Origin of the sequence: Zymomonas mobilis subsp. mobilis ATCC 10988 (assembly GCF_000175255.2) — a bacterium.
In the GTDB taxonomy this organism is placed as follows: domain Bacteria; phylum Pseudomonadota; class Alphaproteobacteria; order Sphingomonadales; family Sphingomonadaceae; genus Zymomonas; species Zymomonas mobilis.
Genome location: NC_017262.1, coordinates 506619 through 530523 on the forward strand (window position 1 = coordinate 506619; position 23905 = coordinate 530523).

A 23905-nucleotide genomic window follows, 5' to 3' on the forward strand; every position below is an offset into this window, starting at 1 on the left:
CTTTTATCAGGCATAAGGTGACATTCTTTATTCCGAAGGCAAAACCCATCCCGTAACCGCTTTTTCTTTCCTGATAATCAGGACAAGACTTTTGAAAAGCCTGTCCGATATGTCTATAACTCGGGTGATGATTGCTTAAATTATCAATATACCGTCAAGAAGGATGTTTATACTATGCGCTGTAAGGGTATTTTAAAAAGCACTAGCGCCATTTTTGTGTTTTTTTTCTTAGCCGCGCCCCTTCTTGCTCAAAAACGTGGAAAAGAAAAAGAACCGGAGCTAACGGCGACCCCGCAAGAAATCAGAAAAGTCGTTCAAAAAACGCAACGCCAAGCTCTGCCGGATTTACCCCCCATTCCTGAAATGACGCCTGAAAATACGCTTAACCTTGATCTTTCAACAGGTGGCCGCGTCGTTATCCAACTTCGCCCTGATAAAGCCCCGAAAAGCGTTGAACGGATTAAAACATTGGTACGGGAAGGTTTCTATAACGGCCTAAGATTCCACCGCGTTATTGAAGGCTTTATGGCGCAAACTGGTGATCCCAAAGGGGATGGTAGTGGCGGTTCTTCGCTTCCCAATCTTCCGGCCGAATTTAACGACATGCCCCATGTCCGTGGGGAAGTCTCTATGGCAAGAGCGCAGGAAAAGGACAGCGCCAACAGCCAATTTTTTATTGTCTATCAACCGACTTTCTCTCTTGATGGCGAATATACGCCTATCGGTCGAGTGGTGTCCGGCATGGAATATGTCGATGCGGTAGAAAAAGGTGAACCCCCTGCCCATCCGTCGATTATTGTCCGTGCTTCTATTGGTTCTGATAAAATCCATCCGCCGACGACTGAAGAAGTCAAGGCAGCCGTTGAAAAACAGGAAGCCATCAACCTTGCTGAACAACAAAAGCAGGAAGAAGAAGTGCGGCGTAATGCTATGCGCAGCCTTCTTGCCAAATCACGCGCGGCTTCTGCCAATGCAGAACCGCCGGCGGCTTCCGGCCAATCGCACTAATCATAATATCACTGTTTAAAACAGGAACGTCTTTCTATGCGGGTTGATCTTTTCGACTTTGAGCTACCAACTGAATCTATTGCGTTAAGACCCGCTGTTCCACGGGAATCCGCTCGTTTGTTGCAGGTTACATCCCAAGGGATGGATGACTACCATGTCGCGGATTTACCGAATCTTTTACAAGAAGGCGATCTGTTAATCTTCAACGATACCCGTGTTATTCCGGCCTATCTTGAAGGCAAAAAAAATCAGGCACGTATCAGCGCCAATATGATTAAACGCGAAGGCCTTCGCCAATGGCAGGCTTTCGTCCGTAATGCCAAAAGGCTGAAAAGCGATGATATCGTCGATTTCGGCCAAGATGTCTCTGCTCGGGTTGTTCATCGCAATGATGATGGCTCGGTTCTTTTTGAATTTCTTGGTAACGAGCCAGTTGAAATACTTTTGGAACGGGCAGGCAATATGCCCCTTCCCCCTTATATCGCCCATAAACGACCGGCGGACCAACAAGACAGGCAAGATTACCAAACTATCTTCGCAGAAAAAGAAGGCGCTGTCGCGGCGCCCACCGCTTCTCTTCATTTTACAGAAGAGCTCTTACAGCGATTAGAAGAAAAAGGCGTCAAACATACAAAAGTAACACTCCATGTCGGCGCTGGTACCTTTTTACCTATGAAGGTAGAGGACAGCGATGACCATGTTATGCACAGCGAATGGGGACAAATCTCGGCTGAAACAGCGAACGCCATCAACGAAACCAAAAAACAAGGCGGTCGTGTTATCGCCACAGGTACAACCAGCCTTCGCCTGATCGAAAGTGCTGCCGATGAAATGGGTCTGGTTCATCCTTTTTCCGATGAAACCGATATTTTCATCACTCCAGGCTACCGTTTTCAGGTCATTGACGGTCTAATGACGAATTTTCACTTGCCGAAATCGACCTTATTTATGCTGGTCTCGGCTTTAATGGGGCGGGAAAAGATGCTGGCTGCCTATCAACATGCGATTGATACTGGCTACCGTTTCTATTCCTACGGAGATTCCAGCCTTCTTTTACCGAAATAATAACAGTGATAGAAATATTGGATAACCCGCTTTTCTTGACAGACTGATAGCGTTAGACCAGCATTATGACTCAAGATCCTCATAAAATGTTCGACGAATGGATGGATGAGGCTAAAAAAGCCGAAACCGATGATCCAACGGCGATGGCACTCGCAACAGCCAGCAAGCAGGCTTTCCCCTGTGTGCGAATGATGCTGTTAAAAGGACATACCAAAGACGGTTTTGTCTTTTTCACGAATTTGGGCAGCCGGAAAGGCCACGAGCTTTTAGAAAATCCGGTAGCAACCCTGCTCTTCCATTGGAAGAAATTGCGCCGTCAGGTTCGCATTGAAGGGGCTGCCACGCTGATTTCTGATGAAGAAGCCGATGCCTATTTTGCAACGCGCGCACGCAAATCACAGCTTGGTGCATGGGCATCCGAACAATCTCGCCCATTACCGGCACGTGATGTTTTCGAAAAACGGATTGCCGATATCGAAGCCCGCTATGAAGGCAAAGATGTGCCGCGTCCTCCTTACTGGACGGGGTTTCGAGTAAGCCCCATCCGTATGGAATTCTGGAATGATCGCGAGTTCAGATTACATGAACGCGAATTATTTACCCTGAATGATGGCCGCTGGCAGAGCGAATTTTTATACCCCTAACCGGATATCCGGCAGGTTTCTTGAAAAAGGCCTGCCGGATCAAGAACGGCTTATCTTATATTTATTCATCTTTTCGATAAGCGTTGTCCGGTGCAATCCTAAAAGACGGGCAGCATCAGAAACGATATTATTGGCAGAATTTAAAGCCGCCGTAATATAACGGCACTCCAATTCCGTTACCAATTCCTTCAATTTCACAGCATCGCCGGGTATAGGAAAATCTGCAAATAACGCCAGATTTTCGCTTTCATTATCGGGATCATCCTCCAAAATATCATCAGCTAAAGACAAATCACGATCTGATGATATTTCCGATGACGGGCTGCTTAAATTCCACAAAGCATCGCGCTCGGCCGGTTGGCTCGAAACCGCCAGATTTAATAATTTTTGGGTCTGCTCCACCCCAACTTTTTGATCGGGATATAATATAGAGGTGCGCTCGATCAGATTACGCAATTCACGAATATTCCCCGGCCAGCTATATTGGGACAGATAATGCAAGGAATCCGAAGAAAAGCAAAATTTCCGACTTTCCGGCAAACGGTCACAAAAATATTCTGCCAATAACGGAACATCATCAGAACGATCGGCCAATGAAGGCAAGTGAATAGGAAAGACGGCCAAACGGTAGAATAAATCTTCCCGAAAGGCTTTATGCTCAATCGCATTATGGATGTCGCGATGGGTCGCCGATATAATACGGGTATCAACATGGATAGGCTGCCGCCCACCCACGCGGGTAATAATATTATCCTCTAAAACCCGAAGCAGTTTAACCTGCATATCGAAAGGCATGTCGCCAATTTCGTCAAGAAAAAGCGTACCGCCATCAGCCTCTTCAAATCGTCCACAAGTCTGGCCAACAGCACCCGTAAAAGCGCCTTTTTCATGGCCAAACAACTCTGATTCCAACAAGTCGCGCGGAATTGCGCCACAATTAACAGGAATGAATCTTCCTTGTGAACGCGGGCTTGATGCGTGAATAGAAGATGCAACCATCTCTTTACCGCTCCCAGATGGGCCGGTAATCAATACTGATGCAGAGGTAGGGGCAACCTGCTGAATCAGATACCGTATTTCACGCATAGCGGGGCTTTCGCCGATAAGCGCTGTATTTTCTACGACAGAAGCACTCCTGAACGAAGAAATTGAAGCCATAATACGTTAAAAATTAATACTTTTAAAAAATATAATATAGTTGTTCATTTCTCAAAGCCATACCCTAGTTTTATTAGCCTTTATTGTTTTTATCATTTATTTTTTACAAAAAAGGCCAAATATTATTTACAGCGCCCCACTGTAAAAAACATACATTGAAGACAATATCTATACTTAATTGTTTTGTTTTTAAATAAATACTTTAATCAGAAATATGGAAATATTGAATAAACAATTTCCAAAACATTTTACATTCGATATAATTATATTTTACTTTCATAAAGAATGTAAAACGCCATATTTAGAATGTTACTCATACCTCCCTTTTAAAAAGAACTGACCAGATCATCAGTTCCATAGGGCAATATGCAACTCGGCAAATAAATTTTGCTCTTTGACTTAATATTACAACCATTATGGATTATAGCAGGATGTAACGTACTGACAAGTATAGAAAAATTATATATATCTTTAATAGTTTAAAATAAAATTAAAAATTATATTTTAAAATCAATTTGCATTTTTTAAACATAAAGGAATGATTTTTTATAAAAAGAAATTTAAGTCCAAAGATCATCTCATTTCGACAATATAATAAAAATCAATTATGATTTGATTTTGTTTTTAAGGAATATAAGACGGTATAAATGTTATCAATTTCTTTTTGAATAGATGATGCTTTTAAATATCTTGTTCATCTAACAAGTTAAATATCTGTTTATTATGTCGATATAGTTGTCCTAAATCCAAATTATTAAATTCTGGCTGGAAATGGAAAAATAATGGCAAATAAAGATAAATCTGCCGCCTCTTTTTCCTTGAAATCAATACAAGCATCTCATCTTACTGTGCTTCTGATTACGCTTTTGGCTTTGTGTCTAGGTTTTGTTGACAAAGGAAGGTAACCACAATTTTACGGCCGCGAGATGAAGGAAGGCGAGAAAAGATTTTCTGGTTTTGTCATAGCGTGTGGCAATGCGCCTGAACTGCTTTAGCTTATTAAACATCCGCTCAATACGATTACGATCTTTGTAGTGCTGGAGATTATAAGGAATAGGCTTTTTTCGATTGGAACGAGGCGGGATAACAGGAAGAATGCCTCGAAAAAGCAGTTTTTCGCGTAACCTATCGCTATCATATCCTTTATCAGCGAGAAAACAGTGGGGTGTTGTGACAGGGATATCTATCAAGCTATCAGCGCCAGAATAATCAGAGACCTCACCACCGGTTAGTGCGAAAGCTAGAGGGCGGCCTTGACCATCGGAACGGGCGTGGATCTTGCTCGTAAAGCCTCCGCGACTGCGACCAAAGCCTTCCTTATACGTCCCCCTTTTGCGCCAGCCGCTTGGCTGTGGGCGCGAATAATCGTACTATCTATCATATGTTGCCAGTCATCTGTCAGGCCAAGGTCAACGAGAGTTTCAAGAAGAGCGTCCCACACACCCTGTTCTGCCCACCTACGAAACCGAACATAGATCGAATTCCATTTCCCATAACGTTCATGCATATCTCGCCACGGGCAGCCTGTTCGAAGCACATAAAGCATACCATTGAGAAATAACCGATTACTTTTGGCGGGACGCGCGCAGCGGCCTCGTTCGCTTGGAAGAAGACCCTGTATTATCTCCCACTCCGCGTCCGTCAGATCTCCTCGCATCCTATCTACCCTACAAAACTTGTTCTCAAGTTATCTCTAAAAATCTTAAATTATACCCTTTGTCAACAGAACCTAAGAATGACGGCCATCTTTCCCATCGGCTATTATCATCCAGACGAAATTTTCCAGTATTTGGAACAGGCGCACCGCCTTACCTTCGGCTATTCGGTCATCCCTTGGGAATATCGCTACGGGATGCGAGGTGGCCTTGTCCCCGTTTTATTGGCAGCCGCTATGAAAATGGGAGATATCATGAACACACAAAGTTTTTTATATTGGGTTTTACCCCATGCGATCACGGCTCTTTTATCATTGGGTGTTATCTGGAGCGCCTATAAATTAGGGCGATTACATTCCTTCTTTACCGGCTGTCTTGCCATGTTTGTTGCCGCGACATGGTATGAAATCGTTCTTTTCGCTGCGCATCCGCTTAGTGAGTCACTCTCTTTCGCGGCTTTTATGCCCGCTGCCTATTATTTAATTGCAGAAGAAAAAAAGAAGAGCAGCCTGATACTCTCTGGATTTTTAATGGGATTATCAGCCTTATTAAGGTTCCAATATATCCCTTCTATTCTTTTCATTACGCTCTTTACATTAAGAATAAATGTTAGGCAGTGGGGTTATTTTATCCTTGGTGGATTAGGGGCTGTTTTTATTAGTTCGCTATCGGATATCTTTATAGGCGAATATCCTCTTTTATGGTTGTTTAAAAACATACAACAAAATTTGATCTTTCACCGTGCAGAGGATTACGGCACCGCTCCGATATATAGCTATTTTTTTGATATTTGGACAAATTGGAAATGGCTTTCCTTGATCCTGCCTATTCCCATTTTAGTCGCAGCCTACCGCTATCCTGCTTTATTCGGAACAGCTTTAGTCAATCTTATTTTTCACATGCTTGTCTCCCATAAAGAATATCGCTTCATCTTTTTAAGCAGCGGTATTTTTATAATCCTCGCGGCTATTGGCAGTGCCATTCTGATAGAGAAAGCTACTGTCAACTTTACGCCTTTGCATAAAAAGTTAGCCCAGATAGCCGCTTTTACGACATGGGGAGCTTGCTCTTTTCTCTGCTCTACGGGAAATATTTCTCACTGGTATCAATATCGTGGGGTCTTACAGGCTGAGATGAAAGCACGAAGCCTCTCTAATTTATGTGGCCTTACCTTATATCAGATCGATTATTGGGAAAGTGGCGGATATAGCCTGCTTCATCGTCCCATTCCCATTTACAGCCTGTTACCGTCCAACATGTATAGCACGCGCTATCCTGATCCTATTGCCTTATCACCATCGCTTTTTTCAGCTTCTAATGCCATTATCAGCGCCTCTTCTTCAGGTAAAAATTTACCAAAAGAATATCGTCAGGTGAGCTGTTATCCACAGAAAAATGGCGAAAAGACTGAAGATATTTGTCTTTTCTTCCGGCCATCCTCTTGTTTTAAAAAAGAAACCGCTGATAATTTTGAAATTAACAAGGTTTTAAAGAATATCGACCAATAGAGTGATCTCAATATTAGCCTGTATTTTCTTTAATAAAGCCGATAGCAAATAAATTTTAATTTTATCGACAGAAAAATAGACACATCACGAAGGTGATAATCGCTCCGTTCGCACTCTTCATTTTAGAATAATGAACTAAAGACAATAAAAATAATCATTTTATTGATGTGCAGGAGGTTAATCATTTCTGCCTTATGATAAATGGCAGATTCTTTTCATGCGTTGACATTATTATCCGGTTATCGAAAAAGGCATGTCATTCGATAACCGGATAGGCGTTATAGTATTAGAATACCCAACCGCTCTTAAGGCCGAGCAAAATAATATTTTTAGAATTATAGTTGTAAGGCACAGGGCCACGAGCATAATAGCCGCCCGGATGGACAACATATTGAATATTCGGACGCAGGAAGACCGCCGGAGAAAGCTGAATATTATAGAACAGTTCTGAATAATATTCCTGATGGCGGTTCTGCGCTGACAAAGCCGGACTCTTCAAGAAGGCGTTACTCAACCAAGTCGTGCCTGAGCCGATACCAACCCAGTCATCAGGACGCTCTTTGGAAACGCCGAACAGAATGGCATAAGCAGAAACTTCAGCCGTTGATTTATTGGTGCGACCATCATTTTTCAAAGCACGGAAAGCAACCGTCAGCTGGCGATGGTTATCAAAGCGTAAAACTTGCTGTTCAGCTGTTACATAGGCACCATAACGTCCACGGACTTCAGGCCCCTGTGAAGAATATCCTGCTTTAGTCGCAACATCTTGATAATAACGCAAATTGTAAGACTTATCGTCAGTATACCAACCGTCAAATTTGAACAAACCTTCGAGGTTATTTTCTCTACCGAATTTCGGAGCCCATTTAACTTCACCGATATACAAACCGGCTTCAGGATGGAACGGGTTATCCATGTAGAAGTTTTCGTGGAGAACCTTACCTTGGATGTTTTTGCGATTAACGTCAAAAACACCGGCACCGATGGTGACTTCTTTTGACACCTGATAGGTCACGCGGCCTGCCCAGTTTGAAACTGGCCAGTTATACCAATAGTCACCCACAAGGTTACCGGCTTGGTTACCGCAGAAGCCCAAGCTCATGAAGGAACATCCGGTCATTGCCATACCGAATTCGTTGTTTTCGGTTAAACGACCAACCTTAATGTTAAACCGACCGATTTGCTGTTCATAAGAACCTTCGATCAAGCGCCAAATATTACCACGACCGTAAACTTCCTGCATTTCAGTCAAGGTCGTTGAATTGATAGCAGCTTCAATCTGACCACCACCACGCTTGGTCATCATAAAGTTGAATTTACCACCTTTGACGACGCCCAAACGTTCCATGTCAAAACTGGCCTGCACCAACCATTGATAAGCCGTTCTAAGAGCGTGACGATCACCACCCCGCGCGTTAAAGGCCGTTTCAACACCGCCCATAGAGGATTGGATATCAATACCCTTGTCACGCAACCATGGTTTAATCCCTAACCATGTGCCGAACATACCGCGGTCTTTCGGGTCGCGGGCTAACATTACGCTGTTATCGCCAACACCAATCCAGGCAAAAGCGTTGTGACGACCGCGCGTTGACTGAACGATACTGTCAACCAAACCTTTATTTTCAACATTCTCTTCGACAACACCGCCCTTGCTGACAGGAAGGCGCGGATCCGTTTCCGGCTGTAACTCGCTGCTACCAACCGTCAAAGAAGCATAAGGAAATGGTGCAGGAGAAACATGCTGATGGGAAACTTCTGCCATTTGAGGCGCATCAACAGAACGACCACTCGCGTCATTATTGTCGTTATCTGACATTCGGACATCATTATCGGTAGCGTCTGCTGCTGGTATCTGCGATGCCGCCTGGCTTTCCCTGTTATTGACAGACTGGTAAGGCGTAACGGCAGAAGGTTGCGAAACAGTCTGTGATGTTTGTGCCTGTGGCTGATTAGCAACAGGTGAAGTATTAACCGTGTTATCGGTATCAGTTCGATCGTCTTGTTCGACTGATTGCTCGCTGGCGCTCTCTTTCTGTTTGTGATGATTATTCACTTTGGCAAGCCAGTTGCCCAAAGGATCAGCCCAGGCTTCAGCAGAGGTTGTGGCAATGGACAAGGCCAAGACCCACTGCGCCACTTTCGCAATCTTAAAATTATTTTTCATTTTATCCTCTCCGTAAGGATTTTTATATTTTTATATTTTTATTTTATAATATTATAATATATTTAAGAGACCTGTTCTAATGTGGTCTTTGATACAACAAAACCACTTTTACAGAATCATCTATGCCAGATTTTCAGTGTTCTTCTCTGGCCGAAAAACGGTCGTTTCACAAGCATAAGACACTAAAAATAGTCCGTTAGAAAAGGTTTGAAACAAGACGACTTTTACCCTCCATTCCCCTATACCAAAGCCCTGCTCTTTTAGCCATTGGAATTAAATGGCTCTGTATCCGACTAAAAAGCATTTGTCAGCTATTTCTCTAGCTGTTTTATATAAGGCAATCTTGTTTAAAAATATTTAACGCCTTATCCTCTGCCACCCAACCTTATTTTATAAAGATAACCGATAATAACCTTATTACATGGTATTTTTGCATCAAAAGGCGAATAACCGGATAAGCATTTTTAGAGGGTTATCGATTTTTATTAAAATACTCATCGGAGATAAAATTATTTTATAATAAAAAATAGATTTATCCGATTTTCAAAAACCATCCCGATGTTAAGTCTCTGTAAATTGAATATTATTTATTCTGTTCTATAATAATACGCTCATGTATTTTTGTAATTTTTATTGCAAAAATGGCTCTTTGATTTAATAAAAAACAAGGCACAGCTCTTCATTTATGGATAATGCAGCCCCATGCATATGAATTCTTCTCTTTTTAGTGATTCCCTTGTTATTTTGGGGGCAGCGGGGCTGATTATTCCGGCCTTTGCTCGCTTTCGAATATCCCCTGTTATCGGTTTCATTCTGGCCGGTGCCGTTCTAGGCCCCAAAGCCTTGGGCTCGCTTGTCACCGAATATCCATGGTTAAAACATATCACTATTTCCGATCCTGACGGTATCGAGCCTTTTGCAGATTTCGGTATCGTCCTGATGCTTTTTTCTATCGGCATTGAATTATCTTTTAAACGTCTATGGGCAATGCGTCAGGCTGTCTTTGGTCTGGGAACTGGAAAGCTCTTGGGATGTGGCTTCCTCATTGGGGCGGGCCTCTACGCTTTGGGCGAAAATTGGGCGGGTGCCATCGGGATGGGACTGGCTCTCAGCGTATCGTCAACCGCTTTGGTGCTGCCTCTAGTAGGAACAACGGGACCAGTCGGGAAAAACGCTTTCGCTATTCTTCTTTTTGAAGATCTTGCTCTGGTGCCGATCATCTTTGCCTTGGGTGCCATGGCACCTTATGGGCAAGATAATCGCTGGGACGGATTGATCGCAACCATTTGGCAAGGTGGTGCCACCGTTATTGCCATTCTGGTTTTGGGACGTTTTGCACTTCCTACGCTTTTCGCACAGGCTGCTAGAACCAAAAGTGCTGAAGTTTTCCTGTCTATCAGCCTATTGGTCGTTATTCTGGCGTCTGTTGCCACCAGCGCTATGGGGCTGTCGCCGATCGTTGGGGCTTTAACTGCAGGTCTTTTGATTGCTGAAACCGATTATCATGTCGAAGTCGAGATGGTCATTCTGCCTTTCCAACGACTGGCACTCGGTGTGTTTTTGCTCACCGTCGGGATGAGCCTCGATCTTCGGCTTATCATGGCGAATTGGCAGGCCTTGGCTCTAGGCGTTGCTGGCGTTGTTCTTGTGAAAACGCTGGTAACCAGCACACTCTTGCGCTTGAGCCATGTCCGACTAGCTACAGCGGTTGAATCTGGTTTGCTGATGTCGGCGCCATCTGAAACAACCTTGGTTATTTTAGCAACGGCCAGACAAGCACAGCTTATCATGCCATCGACGGCTGCTTTTTGGGAAATTGTTACCGCGATCGGTTTAACGATTACACCTCTTCTTGCGAAAATTGGTCACAAAGTCTCGCTCAAGCTCACCTTACGCGAACATAATTTGACTTTACCCTCCAATGAGGAACCGATCGAAGATATCGAAAATCATACCATTGTTGCAGGTATCGGGCGCGTTGGGAAAGTCATTGCGGATGTGCTGACGTCAGAAAAGAAACCCTATCTTGCGATCGATTCCGATATTGATCTGGTTATCAATGCTAAAAGGGACGGCTATCACGCTACTTTTGGTGATATCAGCAATCCGGTATTCATCCAGCAATTAGGGAACAAGATCAATGCCGTGGTGCTTGCCATTAACGACCCTGTTTCTATGGTCAATGTGGTGCATCGACTGCATACTATCTATCCCGATTTAACGATCATTGCCCGTGCCAGCGATTCCCGTCATGCAGCACAGCTTTTTAGAGCGGGTGCGACCGATATCGTGGCTGAAACGCTCGAAAGCTCTTTGCGCTTAGCAGAAGCAACCTTGATTTCTCTTGGAGTTTCAACCGGTCATGCGGTTGCAGCTATTCATGACAAACGCGCTTCGATGCGTGAAAATGTCCTGAAAGCGGCCGAGGAAGGCAATATGCAAGCGATCAGGCATACGCCTAGCATTATGCCTGAAGCATAATCTTTTTAAAAATCACTTATTCATAAAAAAAGCCCTGAAAAATTCAGGGCTTTTTTTTTCATCAATGAAACGCGTCTTAGGCTTTTTCTAAAAGGGCTTTCACCGCTTCCAAAGCCTGGGCGGCCTCATTCCCATTGGGGCCACCGCCTTGAGCCATATCAGGGCGACCACCGCCGCCTTTACCACCCAAGGTTTCAACAGCCTTCCGAACAAGATCAACAGCGCTTATCTTGTCTTTCAGACTATCGCTTACCCCAATGGCAACAGAAGCACGCCCTTCATTAACCGTGATGAGGGCAATCACGCCAGATTCAATGATCTTCTTATTTTCATCAATCAAACCACGCAGAGCTTTAGGATCAAGCCCTTCGATGACCTGACCGATAAACTGATACGCACCGACTTTTTCGGGGGCGGCATTATTACCGCCCTGCCCGCCATTGGCATTAGCCAAAGCCAAAGCTTTCTGAGCATCGGCCAGAGCGCGTTCAGATTTACGGCGCTCGTCAAGGATGGCAGCCGTCCGTGTTGGAACTTCTTCCGGCACGGCTTTCAAAATAGAAGCGGTTTCTCGTAACAGACGATCACGACCGACCAACCACAATCTAGCTTCTTCGCCTGTAACGGCTTCAATACGACGGATACCCGAAGAAACGGCGGTTTCACTGACAATATGGAATAACCCAATTTGCCCCAAAGCCGATACATGGGTGCCACCACAAAGCTCAACAGACCAAGAGCTTTCCTCATTCTGGTCGTTAAGGCATGATCCCATGGATAAAACACGGACTTCATTGCCGTATTTTTCACCAAACAAGGCCATCGCTCCGGCTTCAACAGCGGATTCTGGCGTCATCAGTCGCGTCGTCACAACAGAATTATTCAAAATCTGCTGATTAACTTCGGCTTCAATCGCGGCCAATTCCTGATCGGTCAAAGCCTTCTGATGAGAAAAGTCAAAGCGCAAACGTTCAGCAGAAACCATACTTCCCTTCTGGGAAACATGCTGTCCTAACTGATCCCGCAAAGCGGCGTGCAACAAATGGGTTGCCGAATGATTGGCACGCAAACGGTTGCGATGATTGATATCAACTTGCAACTGGATGTCATCACCAATCTTAATCTCGCCCTTTTCGATTTTAGCGATATGGGCATGAATACGACCTAACGGTTTTTGAGTATCAGTAACCGTCATTTTCAGATCATTATTACCGATGATAACACCAATATCACCTTTTTGACCGCCACTTTCACCATAAAAAGGCGTCTGATTGGTGATGATGGTGATGTCATCGCCCTGTTTAGCCGTTTCAACTCGCTTGCCATCTTTAATCAAGGCAATGATCTGGCCACTACCCTTTTCAGCGGTATATCCGGTAAATTCAGTGCCACCCAACTGGTCAGCAATATCGAACCAGATTTCATCCGATGCTTTTTCGCCTGACCCTTTCCATGCAGCCCGCGCGGCTTTCCGCTGTTCGGCCATGGCTGCATCAAAACCAGCCTGATCGACGGTCAGATTCCGCGCCCGCAAAGCATCAGCTGTCAGATCATAGGGGAAACCATAGGTGTCATAGAGTCTAAAAGCGACCTCACCGGGTAAAGTGTCACCACTTTTCAGATGTTGAGTTTCATCTTCCAAAATTTTCAGACCATTAGCCAAAGTCTGACGGAAACGCGTTTCTTCCAAGCGCAACGTTTCTTCAATCAAAGCCTTAGCTCTGACCAATTCAGGGTAAGCCATACCCATTTCAGAAAGAAGCGCTGGTACAAGCCGATACATCAAAGGCTCTTTTGCACCGATCAAATGGGCATGGCGCATAGCGCGACGCATAATACGACGCAGAACATACCCACGACCTTCATTGGCCGGTAAAACACCATCAGCAACCAAGAAACCAGCCGCTCGCAAATGATCGGCAATAACCCGATGGGAAGCCTTAAATTGACCATCTGTCGCCGTATGAGTTAACTCACCAGATGCCGCAATCAAGGCCTTAAAGGTATCGGTATCATAATTGTCATGAACGCCTTGCAAGACAGACGCAATGCGCTCCAATCCCATACCAGTATCAATGGAGGGTCTCGGCAAATTCAAACGGGTCTCGGCATTGACCTGTTCATATTGCATGAAGACGAGATTCCAGATTTCGACAAAGCGATCACCATCTTCATCCGGCGATCCCGGAGGGCCACCCGGAATTTCGGGGCCATGGTCATAGAATATTTCAGAACAAGGGCCACAAGGTCCCGTATCACCCATTGACCAGAAATTATCAGAAGTCGCAATTTTAATAATTCTGTCTTCAGGTAATCCGGCAATTTTGCGCCATAGGTTAAAGGCTTCTTCATCGGTATGATAAACGGTCACACAAAGGCGTTCTGGATCAAGACCCCATTCTTTGGTGATCAAACCCCATGCCAGTTCGATGACGCGTTCTTTGAAATAATCACCGAAAGAGAAGTTACCCAACATTTCAAAAAAGGTATGATGGCGGGCAGTATAACCGACATTATCAAGATCGTTATGTTTACCACCAGCACGGACACATTTTTGTGACGATGTTGCGGTTTTATAGGGACGACTTTCAAGACCGGTAAACGTATTTTTGAAAGGCACCATCCCCGCATTAACAAACATCAACGTCGGATCATTTTGAGGCACCAAGGGTGCCGATGGTACTATCCGATGGCCATTCTTTTCGAAATATTCGAGAAAAGAACGGCGGATTTCATTCGTTGTTATCATAATGAGGCCCCCAACACTGCTGACCGGAAGTTTTATTGCCAGCAGCCATAGCACCCGATGGGCATAAAAACAGTATAAACAGACGAAAAAATACAGGGTATGCGTATTTATTTTACGCATACCCTCTTCAGATCAGGATATTATTTTCCGATATGGGCGCAAGTCTCACCTGCGGCCTGAAGCTGGCTACAGAAGCTATTCGCCTGACCACCCGCTGTCGCCCGTAAACGATAGAAGGTCTTTTCACCGATCTTCACAGAGATGATCTGATGCGGCAAAGGCTTGATCCAGCTATAACGCTGCGTCAAATGAGACCAAACTTCATTGGCTTTGGCTTCACTACCAAAGGCACCCAACTGGATAACACCGGCACCTGCTGGTGCTTTTTTGGCTTCATCTGCCGGATGAGCATCTTTGTGAAGACTGCTCATCACACCCGCAACGGAATCTTCGCGACTTTTGGGTTTTGCCACTTCTGCTGGATGTTCAGCTTCCGGCTTTTCAACTTTTGTAGCCGGTTTAACCACAGCAACAGGTGGCTTTTCACGTTCCGCAGCCTTAACCGGATGCTCGGCAGGTTTAACTTCTTTTTCGTGTTTCACCGGTGCTGCTGGACGTGGGGCTGCCGGATGCGTTGCGGTTGAATGACGGGTGTCGCCCGTCATATCCGACATTTCCGGTTCATTTTCTACGACATCAGGCCGCGTTTTTGTGACAGGTGCTGAGGCTGGAGGCGGTGGCGTGATAGGCTGTTCAGCCTGTTTCGGCGCGATCGTCATCGGCTGTTCCGGCTGCACGGATGTATCAATAGATGAATTGATATCCCGTCCTTCGCTGGCGGCATAGGCTGATTCACCTTCGCCTTCGATTTTCATCCCACCTGGCTCACGGGGCTTGGTTTTATAGGGACCCGGTTCCGCTGTAATCACGGACGCATTACCACTAACGGCTGGCGGACGATGGAACCACCAATAAAGCCCAATCCCTAGCAAAGCCAAAGTCAATAAAGCGACCAAGGCGACAATAACGATCTGGAAAATATTCCCACCATGACCATTATCGTCATCTTCTACGGGTTCCAGCCATGGCAAGCTATCATCTTCATCGCCATCATCTGCATCAGCCGAATGATGATCATAAAAATCACTGGTGTCATCACGGGACGAACCATGAGCATTAGACCGGCCAAATGTTCGGTTATAGGTATTGTTCTCTTGTGGCCGGCCATGAGAATTCATGGCATCATGCTCCTGATCTTTATCATCCATTCCCTACATCTCCTCCGAGGCATTGACGCCGACTACGCCAAGCCCATTTCTGATAACCTGACCAACAGCATCAGCCAAAGCTAGTCTGGCTGCTGTTTTTGCTGGATTATCCGGCAACAGAAAACGCCGGTCAGGATTATCATTACCTTTATTCCACAAGCTATGAAAATCCGCAGCCAAGGTGAACAGATAAAAAACGATACGATGTGGTTCATGCGCGACAGCCGCCGCTTCAATCAGACGCGGGAACTGGGCAGCCTGCTGAATCAACGCCAATTCTTCTTTATCAAGCAGATTTAAATCCGCTTTTTCAGGTAAAGTAATATTCTCTGATACAAGCCGCCGATGCAAGGAGTGAACACGGGCATGAGCATATTGGACATAAAAGACCGGATTGTCTTTTGAGGCTTCGATTACTTTTTCAAAATCGAAATCCATTTGGGCATCCGCTTTGCGGGTCAGCATTGAAAAGCGAACAACGTCGCGCCCTACTTCTGATACGACATCCGCAAGGGTAACGAAGTTACCGGAACGCTTCGACATTTTGACTGGCTCACCGCCACGAAGCAAATGCACCATCTGAACCAGTTTTACATCCAACGGGACTTTATTCTGGGTCAAAGCTGCAACTGCTGCTTTAATCCGCTTAACCGTTCCTGCGTGGTCAGCACCCCAAATATCGACTAGCTGATCGGCAGTCGCTGCTTTTTCGGCATGATAAGCAAGGTCAGCACCAAAATAGGTGTAGCTACCATCGGATTTCTGAACAGGCCGATCGCTGTCATCACCAAATTTAGTCGCACGGAACAAGGTCAGTTCGACAGGTTCCCAATCTTCCGGCGTTTCACCTTTCGGCGCTTCCAAAACGCCTTTATAGATCAGGCCTTCTTTTTCCAGTTTATCAATGGCTTTTTGGACAATACCAGCTTTGTGAAGCGCTGCTTCTGACGTGAATTTATCGTGATGAATACCTAATAAGGCTAAATCATCACGGATCATGTCCATCATGGCTGCGACCGTCGTTTCACGGAACAAAGCCAGCCATTCGGATTCCGGCGCGTTGAGGTAACGGTCGCCATATTTTTCAGCCAGTAATTTACCAACCGGAACCAAATAGTCACCCGGATACAGGCCTTCAGGAATGGTGATTTCTTCACCCAAGGCTTCCCGATAGCGCATATAGGCCGAACGCGCTAAAGTCTGAACTTGCTGTCCTGCGTCATTGACATAATATTCGCGGGTAACTTTATAACCAGCGAAATCTAGCAAAGAGGCCAGAGCATCACCAACCACGGCGCCCCGACAATGGCCCATATGCATAGGTCCGGTAGGGTTTGCCGAAACATATTCAACATTAACGCGTAAATTTTGCCCAATATCAGAACGGCCATAATCTTGACCCTGTTCCAGAATATGGGTCAATTCTTTCCGCCAGCAATCATCGGTCAACCGGATATTGATAAAGCCGGGGCCTGCGATTTCGACAGACTCAACCCCTTCCAACTGGGACAAAGATTCAACCAGTTTTTCAGCCAAAGCACGGGGCGCCGTCTTAGCCGCTTTTGCCAGTACCATAGCGGCATTGATAGCCAAATCTCCATGAGACGGGTCACGCGGTGGCTCGACAGCAACCCGACTACGATCCAGACCGGCCGGTAACAGACCTTCGGCCTCAAAGGTATCAAGAATAGAAGAGAGCTGCGCGGCAAAATGGCGATAAAGGGTCACGGTTAAAATAATCCATCAGACAAATAATGAAAAAGCAAAAAAACAGCCAAAGCTACTATCCCAAGCCTTAACCTGTTGTTGCCAAAAGGCTCTAATCTATTTTGCGGAACAATCAAATCCTGACTAAAGCCTCTCAAGGGCATTATTATCAATCTTTGAAGAAATAAATCTATTTCAAAAAGGATAAGCGATATCCTTTTTTAGACCAGATCGAAGGCACCGATATCTTGATGATAGCGTTTTAACGCATAATGATCCGTCATACCGGCGACATAATCAACGATATGCCGTTGCCGATCGACCTCATTATCCGGCCAATTTTCTTGCCAATCCTCCGGCAATAATCGCGGATTATCCTTATAAAGCGCTACCAATCTGGAAATAATATAAGACGATCTCTCCGCAATCGGTAATAATCGGGGGTGATGATACAGCTTTTGATACATGAATTTTTTAAACAGCCGCTCATTCTTGGTCATCTCATCTGAAAAGCCGACCATGGCTTGAGGCATCTGCCGGATATCCGTCAGATGTTCCGGTTTAAAAAAGGCAATCCGGCGGCGGGTCTCATCCAGCGAATCATTGACCATTCGACCAATTTGCTCACGGATCAATTCAGCAATTAACTTTTTCCCAGTTAAATCAGGGTAGCGTGTTTTCACGGCTTGCCATGTTGGGGCAATCAAAGGCTGGGCAACGACTTCTTCAAGATCAATCAATCCTGCCCGCAATCCATCATCCAAATCATGGTTGTCATAGGCGATATCATCGGACAAAGCCGCTACTTGCGCCTCTAGTGATGGCCAGCTTGTCAATTCCAACGGGAAAGCATCATCCACAGCTGATAATGCCCAATTCGGATGCCTTATCGGGCCATTATGCTTGGCTAAACCTTCCTGCATTTCCCAAGTCAAATTGAGGCCTGACCAACGCGGATAAGGCGATTCTAAATGGGTCAGGATACGAAGACTATGGGCATTATGGTCAAAACCACCTGCGTCTTTCAACGCCTGTTTCAAGATATTTTCGCCGATATGACCAAAAGGCGGATGCCCTAAATCATGCGCCAGACATAAGGCTTCCGTTAGGTCTTCATTCAACCGAAGCACCCGGGCTATCGTCCGGCCAATCTGGGCGACTTCTAAACTATGGGTCAATCTCACCCTAAAATGATCGCTCTCCGGCGCGATAAAAACCTGCGTCTTATAACGGAGCCTTCGGAAAGCCATAGAATGGATAATCCGGTCACGGTCACGCTGAAAAGCATTGCGGGGGCCTCTTACGGCACCCTTCCCTTCATCATGTAGTCTGCCACGGGATAATTCGGGATCGGCGGCATAAGATGCAAATTCTGTTTTCATTATTCTATCATGACCCATGTCATCGGGCGTTTACAAATAACGCATAAAAACCACAGCCAAAAATAGAAAATGAATTTCAAGAGCAAATCATCCTTCCAAAAACAAGCCTACCCTCCCAAATGACTGATAACGCTTTTAGATGCTGTTTTTGGCTGTTTTTTCTGGTCATAAAATTGACTGATAGCAATGGAACCCGCCACTGCAAAAGCAATAGGAATCAGAAAATCATGACCGGTTCTGGCAAATTCGATGACCAAAGCCATAGCCGTAATCGGCATTTTCATTGAGCTCGCTAAAAAAGCGGCACCCCCAATAATAGCAAAGGCACCAATCGGCACTGGCGGTAACCACATATTCCATAGATGGCCAATAACAACAGCCAACAAAGCCCCGAAACTGATACCGGGAGTCAATAATCCCCCATATGCGCCTGCCCAGAGGGCTAGAAAGACAGCCAGAATTTTAAAACAGAATAACTCGCCGGCCTTCATACCGGATAAATTATCATTAAAAGCCAAGCTCACGGGGCCTTTGCCATTACCCAAAATTTCAGGAAACCACATAGACAATAGGCCAATCGCGGCAAAACAGAGGATAGCCACCAAAGCTAATCGGCGGTTATCCTTTATTCTGCTGGCGGTTATTTTTTGCGACCAAAAGCGAAAATAATGAGCAGCAATCCCGAAAACAGGTCCTGCAAGTAATGCCAACAGCATTAATCGGGTATCTACTGGCCATGCAGGGACATGATAGACCATGCTATTTCCCAGAAGAATCCATGCCATGCGAGCAGACAAGGCCGAGGTCAACAAAGCGACAATGACAACCGGACTAGCCCATGTCATCAACAAGGCTTCCAAAGCAAATAACGCGCCACTAAGTGGCACATTATAGACCGAAGCCAATCCAGCCCCTGCCCCACAAGCGACTAAAATCCGCCGCTGATTTTCGGATAAGCTCCCCCAAAAGGCAAATCTTTCGCCAATCAAACTGCCCAATTCCCGCGGAGCCACCTCCCGCCCTAAGGGCGAGCCAAGGCCGACCGTCACAATCTGCAAAAGGACATGAATAATAGTCGTCCAGAAAGGCATTACTCTTTTATTGGCGGCAACGGCTTGCGTAATCGAAACCAAAGGTGAACCAAAATGACGCAGCAAGCCCCAGCCACCACCGACAACAGCCCCACAAAAAACAAGCACTTCTAACCGCCTCAAAGGTGACGCGGCCATGCTACCTTTTAAAAAGCTTTCCTCGCTTATGACATGCTGCAAGCTATAGCCATAAGCGATATGTTGCACGGCATGCAGTATCCATGACAAAAGCATCCCGCCCAATCCGGTTAGGCAGCCCACAGCAAGACAGGCAAGGCCATAGCGTATCTTCATTTTGCCGTCAGCCTTTCTACCGGCACAGTTTTACGAGATGTAAATTGAATCGTCGAAAAACCATGTTTTTTTAGCTTGTTAACGAAATCTTGTGCCTGTTCATCTGACGAGAACGGGCCTGCCAGCAAACGATGCGATTTATGCCAAGGCGAAGTCCATGGCTGTGTTGTTTTCAGTAAAGGATATTTGGTTAATAATTTTTGCCAGACCGCAAGAAGATTAGCCTTATTTTCGCCGCTGGCAACCTGAACCCAATAGCGTTCACTTGTGGCCTCATGCGCTGATTTGGTGACGGCTTTGGTCTCAGTGGCCGTTTTTGTATCTACAGCAGCATGGCTATTTTTCTTTTCTATCGTAGTAGCTGGGCTATTCGCTGACAGGTCTTTTTTCCCATTCAGCATTTTGGGATTTTTCTCACTGGCCTCAATCGGCAGATTGCCTACCTTTTTCGCACTACTTTTTTCTGCTTTTTGATCGAGTGCCTTTTGCTCGGCAATACATTGATTGATCTTTAAAAGCTCGACCTTGCTGGGTGTTTTAGACGCATGAGCAGGCTTTGCTACAATTTTCCCTTTCATTGCCTTTTTAGCGGGTAACTTAAGGCTATTTTCAATATTTATCTTACAATAGGCCTTTAACTCCGCCTCGCTCCTAACCGGCGTTTTTTTAGTAGTCGGCGGTGTTTTTTCAGAAGTCTTTTCCTGTACAATCGGTGCCGAAGCGATTTTACTTTTTGGCTTCGGCAGAACGGGCGACACTGTTGGAGCCGGAACAACAGGAGGCGAAACCGTTACAGCTACAGGATTTGCCTTTTCGCCAACATTGCCTCTTCTCGATTTTAAAAGAACTTTGGGCGTTGGTGGCTCTCTATCATCGTCTTTGACTGTCAAAGGCCGAATCGGATCTTCACCGACTTCTGGGCGCGGTGCCTGCGGAGCCAGTGGCATGGGTTTTTCTGATGTGACGTAATCTTCAGGCGTTGCCGGAATGCTATCAATATTAAAATCTGAAACAGGCTCTTTGGTATCAGCAGGGCCCGATTTGTCATTTTCAGCCCAAAGCGATTGCGAGCTGCTGCCTTTAACTTTCATATCCCCGAAATGCACGGCTGCCGCTTTTTCTTGAGCTGACAGATGGGGTAAACGGCTTAAAAATGACGCCATTGCCTCGGCAGAACCGGCAGGCATCGTTGATTTGATAATAGCATTAGCTCCAGCGACATCGCCGGTTAACGCTAATATCAAAGCACGCGTGCGCCATGCAGCCCGATTTTGTTGTCTTAGCTGGCGATCAATCAAAGCGAGGGCATTACTAGCATGTCCGGCAATGGCTTGAGAAAGGGCAAATCGCCTTTCCGTCTCATCATCAGGATGAGAGGATAAAGCCATCGTATAGGCTGCTTCGGCTTTGGCTTTATTGCCCAATAAATCATAAGCCAATCCGCTATCACTCGCGACAATGGCTGCTGGAATACCATTCGAGACTGCCTCATGAAAATATTTTAAGGCCTGCTGCGGTTTTTCCTGCTGGATAAAAATCGATCCTAAGGTAGCTTTTACTTTCCCATCATGGGGAGCCAATGTCTCGGCACGGGACAAAAAACCATAAGCAGCGTGAAGGTCACCCGCCCGATAAGAAGCCAGTCCTGCTCCAATCAGGGCATTGGTATCATGAGGTTGCGCCGCCAAACGGCGCAGATAAACAGTCAAATCTGCCTTATCGCTACCCGTCTCATTCTCGGCTATTTGCGCCTGTAAAGGAACAGAATAGCAAGGGATGCCTGTCAAAACCAGAAAAGATACCCAAGTAGATTTAACGATATATCGTATCTTACCATAGGATGTCTTTTGGGCTTTTGCCGATATGCGGGTGCCGATAAATTCGGACGGAACGGGCTGCTTCCCAAAACCGCCATTCTTAGAATCTTTTATCTCGATAGCCATAGTAACGTAAAAAGCTAACTGTCTTTGCGAACGCAAGCATAAAACGACAAAAAAGGCAGAAGATCGGATTAAATATATTTTAGCGGTCAGAAATGAAGCTAAATTGATGCCGTAGGATGCCACAGATAAAAAAACAGGCCGCTCACCGAATGAGAACGACCTGTTTCTTTTTTTTGAGTCTAACAAAGACCCGAAATTTTAGGAATTACCCTGACGATTCAAGAATTGAGGGATATCGACACGGCCACGGTTTTCAGTGCTGTCTTTGCGATCAGCTCCACGGGCAATGTTAGACATCCGTTCAAATAAGGTGCTGCCTTCTCTTGCCAGTCTCGGAGCCGGACGGGTCGGCTCGCTATTCCAACCAGCGTTAGAATTCTGGTTAAAATCGCTGTCATCGACGGACGGAGAAGCTGCTTTTAAATTATCTTTTTTTTCGACCGGTTTAACGGCCTCTTGTCCAAGAACCAGCTCATCTTCAACAGGCGGCTGGGGCTGCGGTGCCACTGCCTTTGGGGCAGGTACAACGGTGGACTGGGATACCGAAGACATCGACTGAGAGGAAACAGCGGTATAACCGGAAGCCGAGCTAGTCGGATTATAAGAAGATTTTTCTTCTTCGCCTTCTTTTTTGCTCGAATCGATACCGGTTGCCACAACAGAAACGCGGATACGACCATCAAGGTCTTCGTTAAAGGCTGAACCAAAGATGATATTAGCATCATCATCGACCAATTCACGAATATGATTGGCGGCTTCATCGACTTCCATCAAGGTGATATCTTCACCACCGATAATAGAAACGATTACGCCTCGTGCGCCATTCATAGACACACCATCCAACAACGGATTGGCAATGGCTCTTTCCGCGGCTTCAATAGCCCGATTATCACCGGAAGCCTCACCGGTACCCATCATCGCTTTACCCATTTCGCTCATGACAGAACGGATATCAGCAAAATCAAGATTGATAAGACCGGGGCAAACCATCAAATCGGTAATACCGCGAACACCCTGCTGCAAAACCTCATCCGCCATCTGGAAGGCCTGCTTAAAGGTCGTGTTCGGATTGGCGATCAAAAACAAATTCTGGTTTGGAATAACAATCAGCGTATCGACATGCTTTTGCAGTTCTTCAATACCGCTTTCAGCTGACCGCGCCCGTCTTTTACCTTCAAAGTTGAACGGTTTGGTCACAACACCGACTGTCAGAATACCACGATCACGCGCTACTTTTGCGATGACCGGTGCTGCACCCGTGCCGGTGCCACCCCCCATCCCAGCGGCGATAAAGCACATTCTTGCGCCTTCCAAGGCTTCCTGAATCTGCTCGATCGTTTCTTCTGCGGCCGCTTTACCGACTTCCGGTCTCGATCCTGCCCCCAAGCCCTGCGTCGTCGTCGGGCCAAGCTGAATCCGCTGTTCTGCCGGAGAGATATTTAAGGCCTGGGCATCTGTATTGGCTACAATAAAATCGACACCCTGCACACCTGATGCAATCATATTGGCAACAGCATTTCCGCCGCCGCCGCCGACACCAATCACGCTAATCCGGGGCAGCTCACTTACTTCGCTGCTATCACTGGGTTGCATGAATTCGATGGTCATTTACGCTCTCCGTCCCAAATACATTTTGTCAGGCTTATCCTAGGCTACAATGCTATAAAATCGGATTTAACAAGTTACTCTTTGTCGAAAAGATTACCGGATCTGACCAAACAAAGCTATTCACCCTGTTACCTAGTGACTAAATCTTATATTGCCTGAAGCCATTACTAAAAGCAC

Annotated in this window: 14 protein-coding genes and 1 pseudogene; 5 read left to right on the top strand and 10 right to left on the bottom strand. The window is 45.7% G+C overall.

The window, feature by feature from the left end:
• Positions 1-174 precede the first annotated feature (174 nt).
• The 3 genes from ZMOB_RS02300 (at position 175) to pdxH (ending at position 2717) form a co-directional block, all read left to right on the top strand.
• Complete coding sequence (locus ZMOB_RS02300; RefSeq protein WP_014500517.1) at positions 175-1008, top strand: peptidylprolyl isomerase; 834 nt, start codon at positions 175-177, stop codon at positions 1006-1008.
• A 36-nt stretch (positions 1009-1044) separates the two neighbouring features.
• The gene (gene queA / locus ZMOB_RS02305) at positions 1045-2073 is read left to right on the top strand and encodes a tRNA preQ1(34) S-adenosylmethionine ribosyltransferase-isomerase QueA (protein ID WP_014500518.1); all 1029 of its coding nucleotides are present in this window, start codon (positions 1045-1047) and stop codon (positions 2071-2073) included.
• A 65-nt stretch (positions 2074-2138) separates the two neighbouring features.
• A complete protein-coding gene (gene pdxH, locus ZMOB_RS02310; RefSeq protein ID WP_011240718.1) occupies positions 2139-2717 on the top strand; it encodes a pyridoxamine 5'-phosphate oxidase in 579 nt (192 codons plus the stop codon).
• Positions 2718-2756: 39 nt separating this feature from the next.
• Here the strand turns inward: pdxH and ZMOB_RS02315 are convergent, their stop codons facing one another.
• Together ZMOB_RS02315 and ZMOB_RS10550 are read right to left on the bottom strand one after the other, a co-directional pair.
• Positions 2757-3803 carry a sigma-54 interaction domain-containing protein gene (locus ZMOB_RS02315; RefSeq protein ID WP_252507299.1) on the bottom strand — a complete coding sequence of 349 codons (1047 nt, stop codon included), beginning with the start codon at positions 3801-3803 and terminating at the stop codon, positions 2757-2759.
• Positions 3804-4753: 950 nt separating this feature from the next.
• Positions 4754-5532: pseudogene (locus ZMOB_RS10550) on the bottom strand (IS5 family transposase).
• A 78-nt stretch (positions 5533-5610) separates the two neighbouring features.
• Between ZMOB_RS10550 and ZMOB_RS02330 the strand changes: the two are divergent.
• Positions 5611-7038, top strand: a complete 1428-nt coding sequence (locus ZMOB_RS02330; RefSeq protein WP_252507300.1) for a glycosyltransferase family protein — start codon at positions 5611-5613, stop codon at positions 7036-7038.
• 286 nt (positions 7039-7324) lie between these two features.
• Here ZMOB_RS02330 and ZMOB_RS02335 read toward each other — a convergent pair whose 3' ends face one another.
• Positions 7325-9205 carry a carbohydrate porin gene (locus ZMOB_RS02335; protein WP_014500521.1) on the bottom strand — a complete coding sequence of 627 codons (1881 nt, stop codon included), beginning with the start codon at positions 9203-9205 and terminating at the stop codon, positions 7325-7327.
• 702 nt (positions 9206-9907) lie between these two features.
• Here ZMOB_RS02335 and ZMOB_RS02340 point away from each other — a divergent pair.
• A complete protein-coding gene (locus ZMOB_RS02340; RefSeq protein WP_011240714.1) occupies positions 9908-11686 on the top strand; it encodes a cation:proton antiporter domain-containing protein in 1779 nt (592 codons plus the stop codon).
• Between the two features lie 76 nt (positions 11687-11762).
• Here the strand turns inward: ZMOB_RS02340 and alaS are convergent, their stop codons facing one another.
• The 7 genes from alaS to ftsZ form a co-directional block, all read right to left on the bottom strand.
• Positions 11763-14435 (bottom strand): alanine--tRNA ligase, encoded by a 2673-nt coding sequence (gene alaS, locus ZMOB_RS02345; RefSeq protein ID WP_014500522.1) that lies wholly within the window; start codon positions 14433-14435, stop codon positions 11763-11765.
• 140 nt (positions 14436-14575) lie between these two features.
• The gene (locus ZMOB_RS02350; RefSeq protein ID WP_014500523.1) at positions 14576-15703 is read right to left on the bottom strand and encodes an SPOR domain-containing protein; all 1128 of its coding nucleotides are present in this window, start codon (positions 15701-15703) and stop codon (positions 14576-14578) included.
• 3 nt (positions 15704-15706) lie between these two features.
• The gene (gene argS, locus ZMOB_RS02355) at positions 15707-17431 is read right to left on the bottom strand and encodes an arginine--tRNA ligase (protein ID WP_012817119.1); all 1725 of its coding nucleotides are present in this window, start codon (positions 17429-17431) and stop codon (positions 15707-15709) included.
• Between the two features lie 200 nt (positions 17432-17631).
• Positions 17632-18810 carry a deoxyguanosinetriphosphate triphosphohydrolase gene (locus ZMOB_RS02360; RefSeq protein ID WP_014500524.1) on the bottom strand — a complete coding sequence of 393 codons (1179 nt, stop codon included), beginning with the start codon at positions 18808-18810 and terminating at the stop codon, positions 17632-17634.
• Between the two features lie 89 nt (positions 18811-18899).
• Positions 18900-20177, bottom strand: a complete 1278-nt coding sequence (locus ZMOB_RS02365) for a chloride channel protein (protein ID WP_014500525.1) — start codon at positions 20175-20177, stop codon at positions 18900-18902.
• Positions 20174-22243: an SPOR domain-containing protein gene (locus tag ZMOB_RS02370; protein WP_252507301.1), complete on the bottom strand. Its 2070-nt coding sequence runs from the start codon at positions 22241-22243 to the stop codon at positions 20174-20176. The genes ZMOB_RS02365 and ZMOB_RS02370 overlap by 4 nt, the downstream gene beginning before the upstream one ends.
• 75 nt (positions 22244-22318) lie before the next feature.
• On the bottom strand, positions 22319-23728 hold the full coding sequence (ftsZ, locus tag ZMOB_RS02375) for a cell division protein FtsZ (RefSeq protein ID WP_014500527.1): 1410 nt from the start codon (positions 23726-23728) through the stop codon (positions 22319-22321).
• Between the last annotated feature and the right edge of the window lie 177 nt (positions 23729-23905).

What these genes read in the sequence shown, in the direction of transcription:
- ZMOB_RS02300 (WP_014500517.1), top strand. Translation starts at nt 175, where the DNA reads ATGCGCTGTAAGGGTATTTTAAAAAGCACTAGCGCCATTTTTGTGTTT.
- queA (WP_014500518.1), top strand. Translation starts at nt 1,045, where the DNA reads ATGCGGGTTGATCTTTTCGACTTTGAGCTACCAACTGAATCTATTGCG.
- pdxH (WP_011240718.1), top strand. Translation starts at nt 2,139, where the DNA reads ATGACTCAAGATCCTCATAAAATGTTCGACGAATGGATGGATGAGGCT.
- ZMOB_RS02315 (WP_252507299.1), bottom strand. Translation starts at nt 3,803, where the DNA reads ATGCGTGAAATACGGTATCTGATTCAGCAGGTTGCCCCTACCTCTGCA.
- ZMOB_RS02330 (WP_252507300.1), top strand. Translation starts at nt 5,611, where the DNA reads ATGACGGCCATCTTTCCCATCGGCTATTATCATCCAGACGAAATTTTC.
- ZMOB_RS02335 (WP_014500521.1), bottom strand. Translation starts at nt 9,205, where the DNA reads ATGAAAAATAATTTTAAGATTGCGAAAGTGGCGCAGTGGGTCTTGGCC.
- ZMOB_RS02340 (WP_011240714.1), top strand. Translation starts at nt 9,908, where the DNA reads ATGCATATGAATTCTTCTCTTTTTAGTGATTCCCTTGTTATTTTGGGG.
- alaS (WP_014500522.1), bottom strand. Translation starts at nt 14,435, where the DNA reads ATGATAACAACGAATGAAATCCGCCGTTCTTTTCTCGAATATTTCGAA.
- ZMOB_RS02350 (WP_014500523.1), bottom strand. Translation starts at nt 15,703, where the DNA reads ATGGATGATAAAGATCAGGAGCATGATGCCATGAATTCTCATGGCCGG.
- ZMOB_RS02360 (WP_014500524.1), bottom strand. Translation starts at nt 18,810, where the DNA reads ATGGGTCATGATAGAATAATGAAAACAGAATTTGCATCTTATGCCGCC.
- ZMOB_RS02365 (WP_014500525.1), bottom strand. Translation starts at nt 20,177, where the DNA reads ATGAAGATACGCTATGGCCTTGCCTGTCTTGCTGTGGGCTGCCTAACC.
- ftsZ (WP_014500527.1), bottom strand. Translation starts at nt 23,728, where the DNA reads ATGACCATCGAATTCATGCAACCCAGTGATAGCAGCGAAGTAAGTGAG.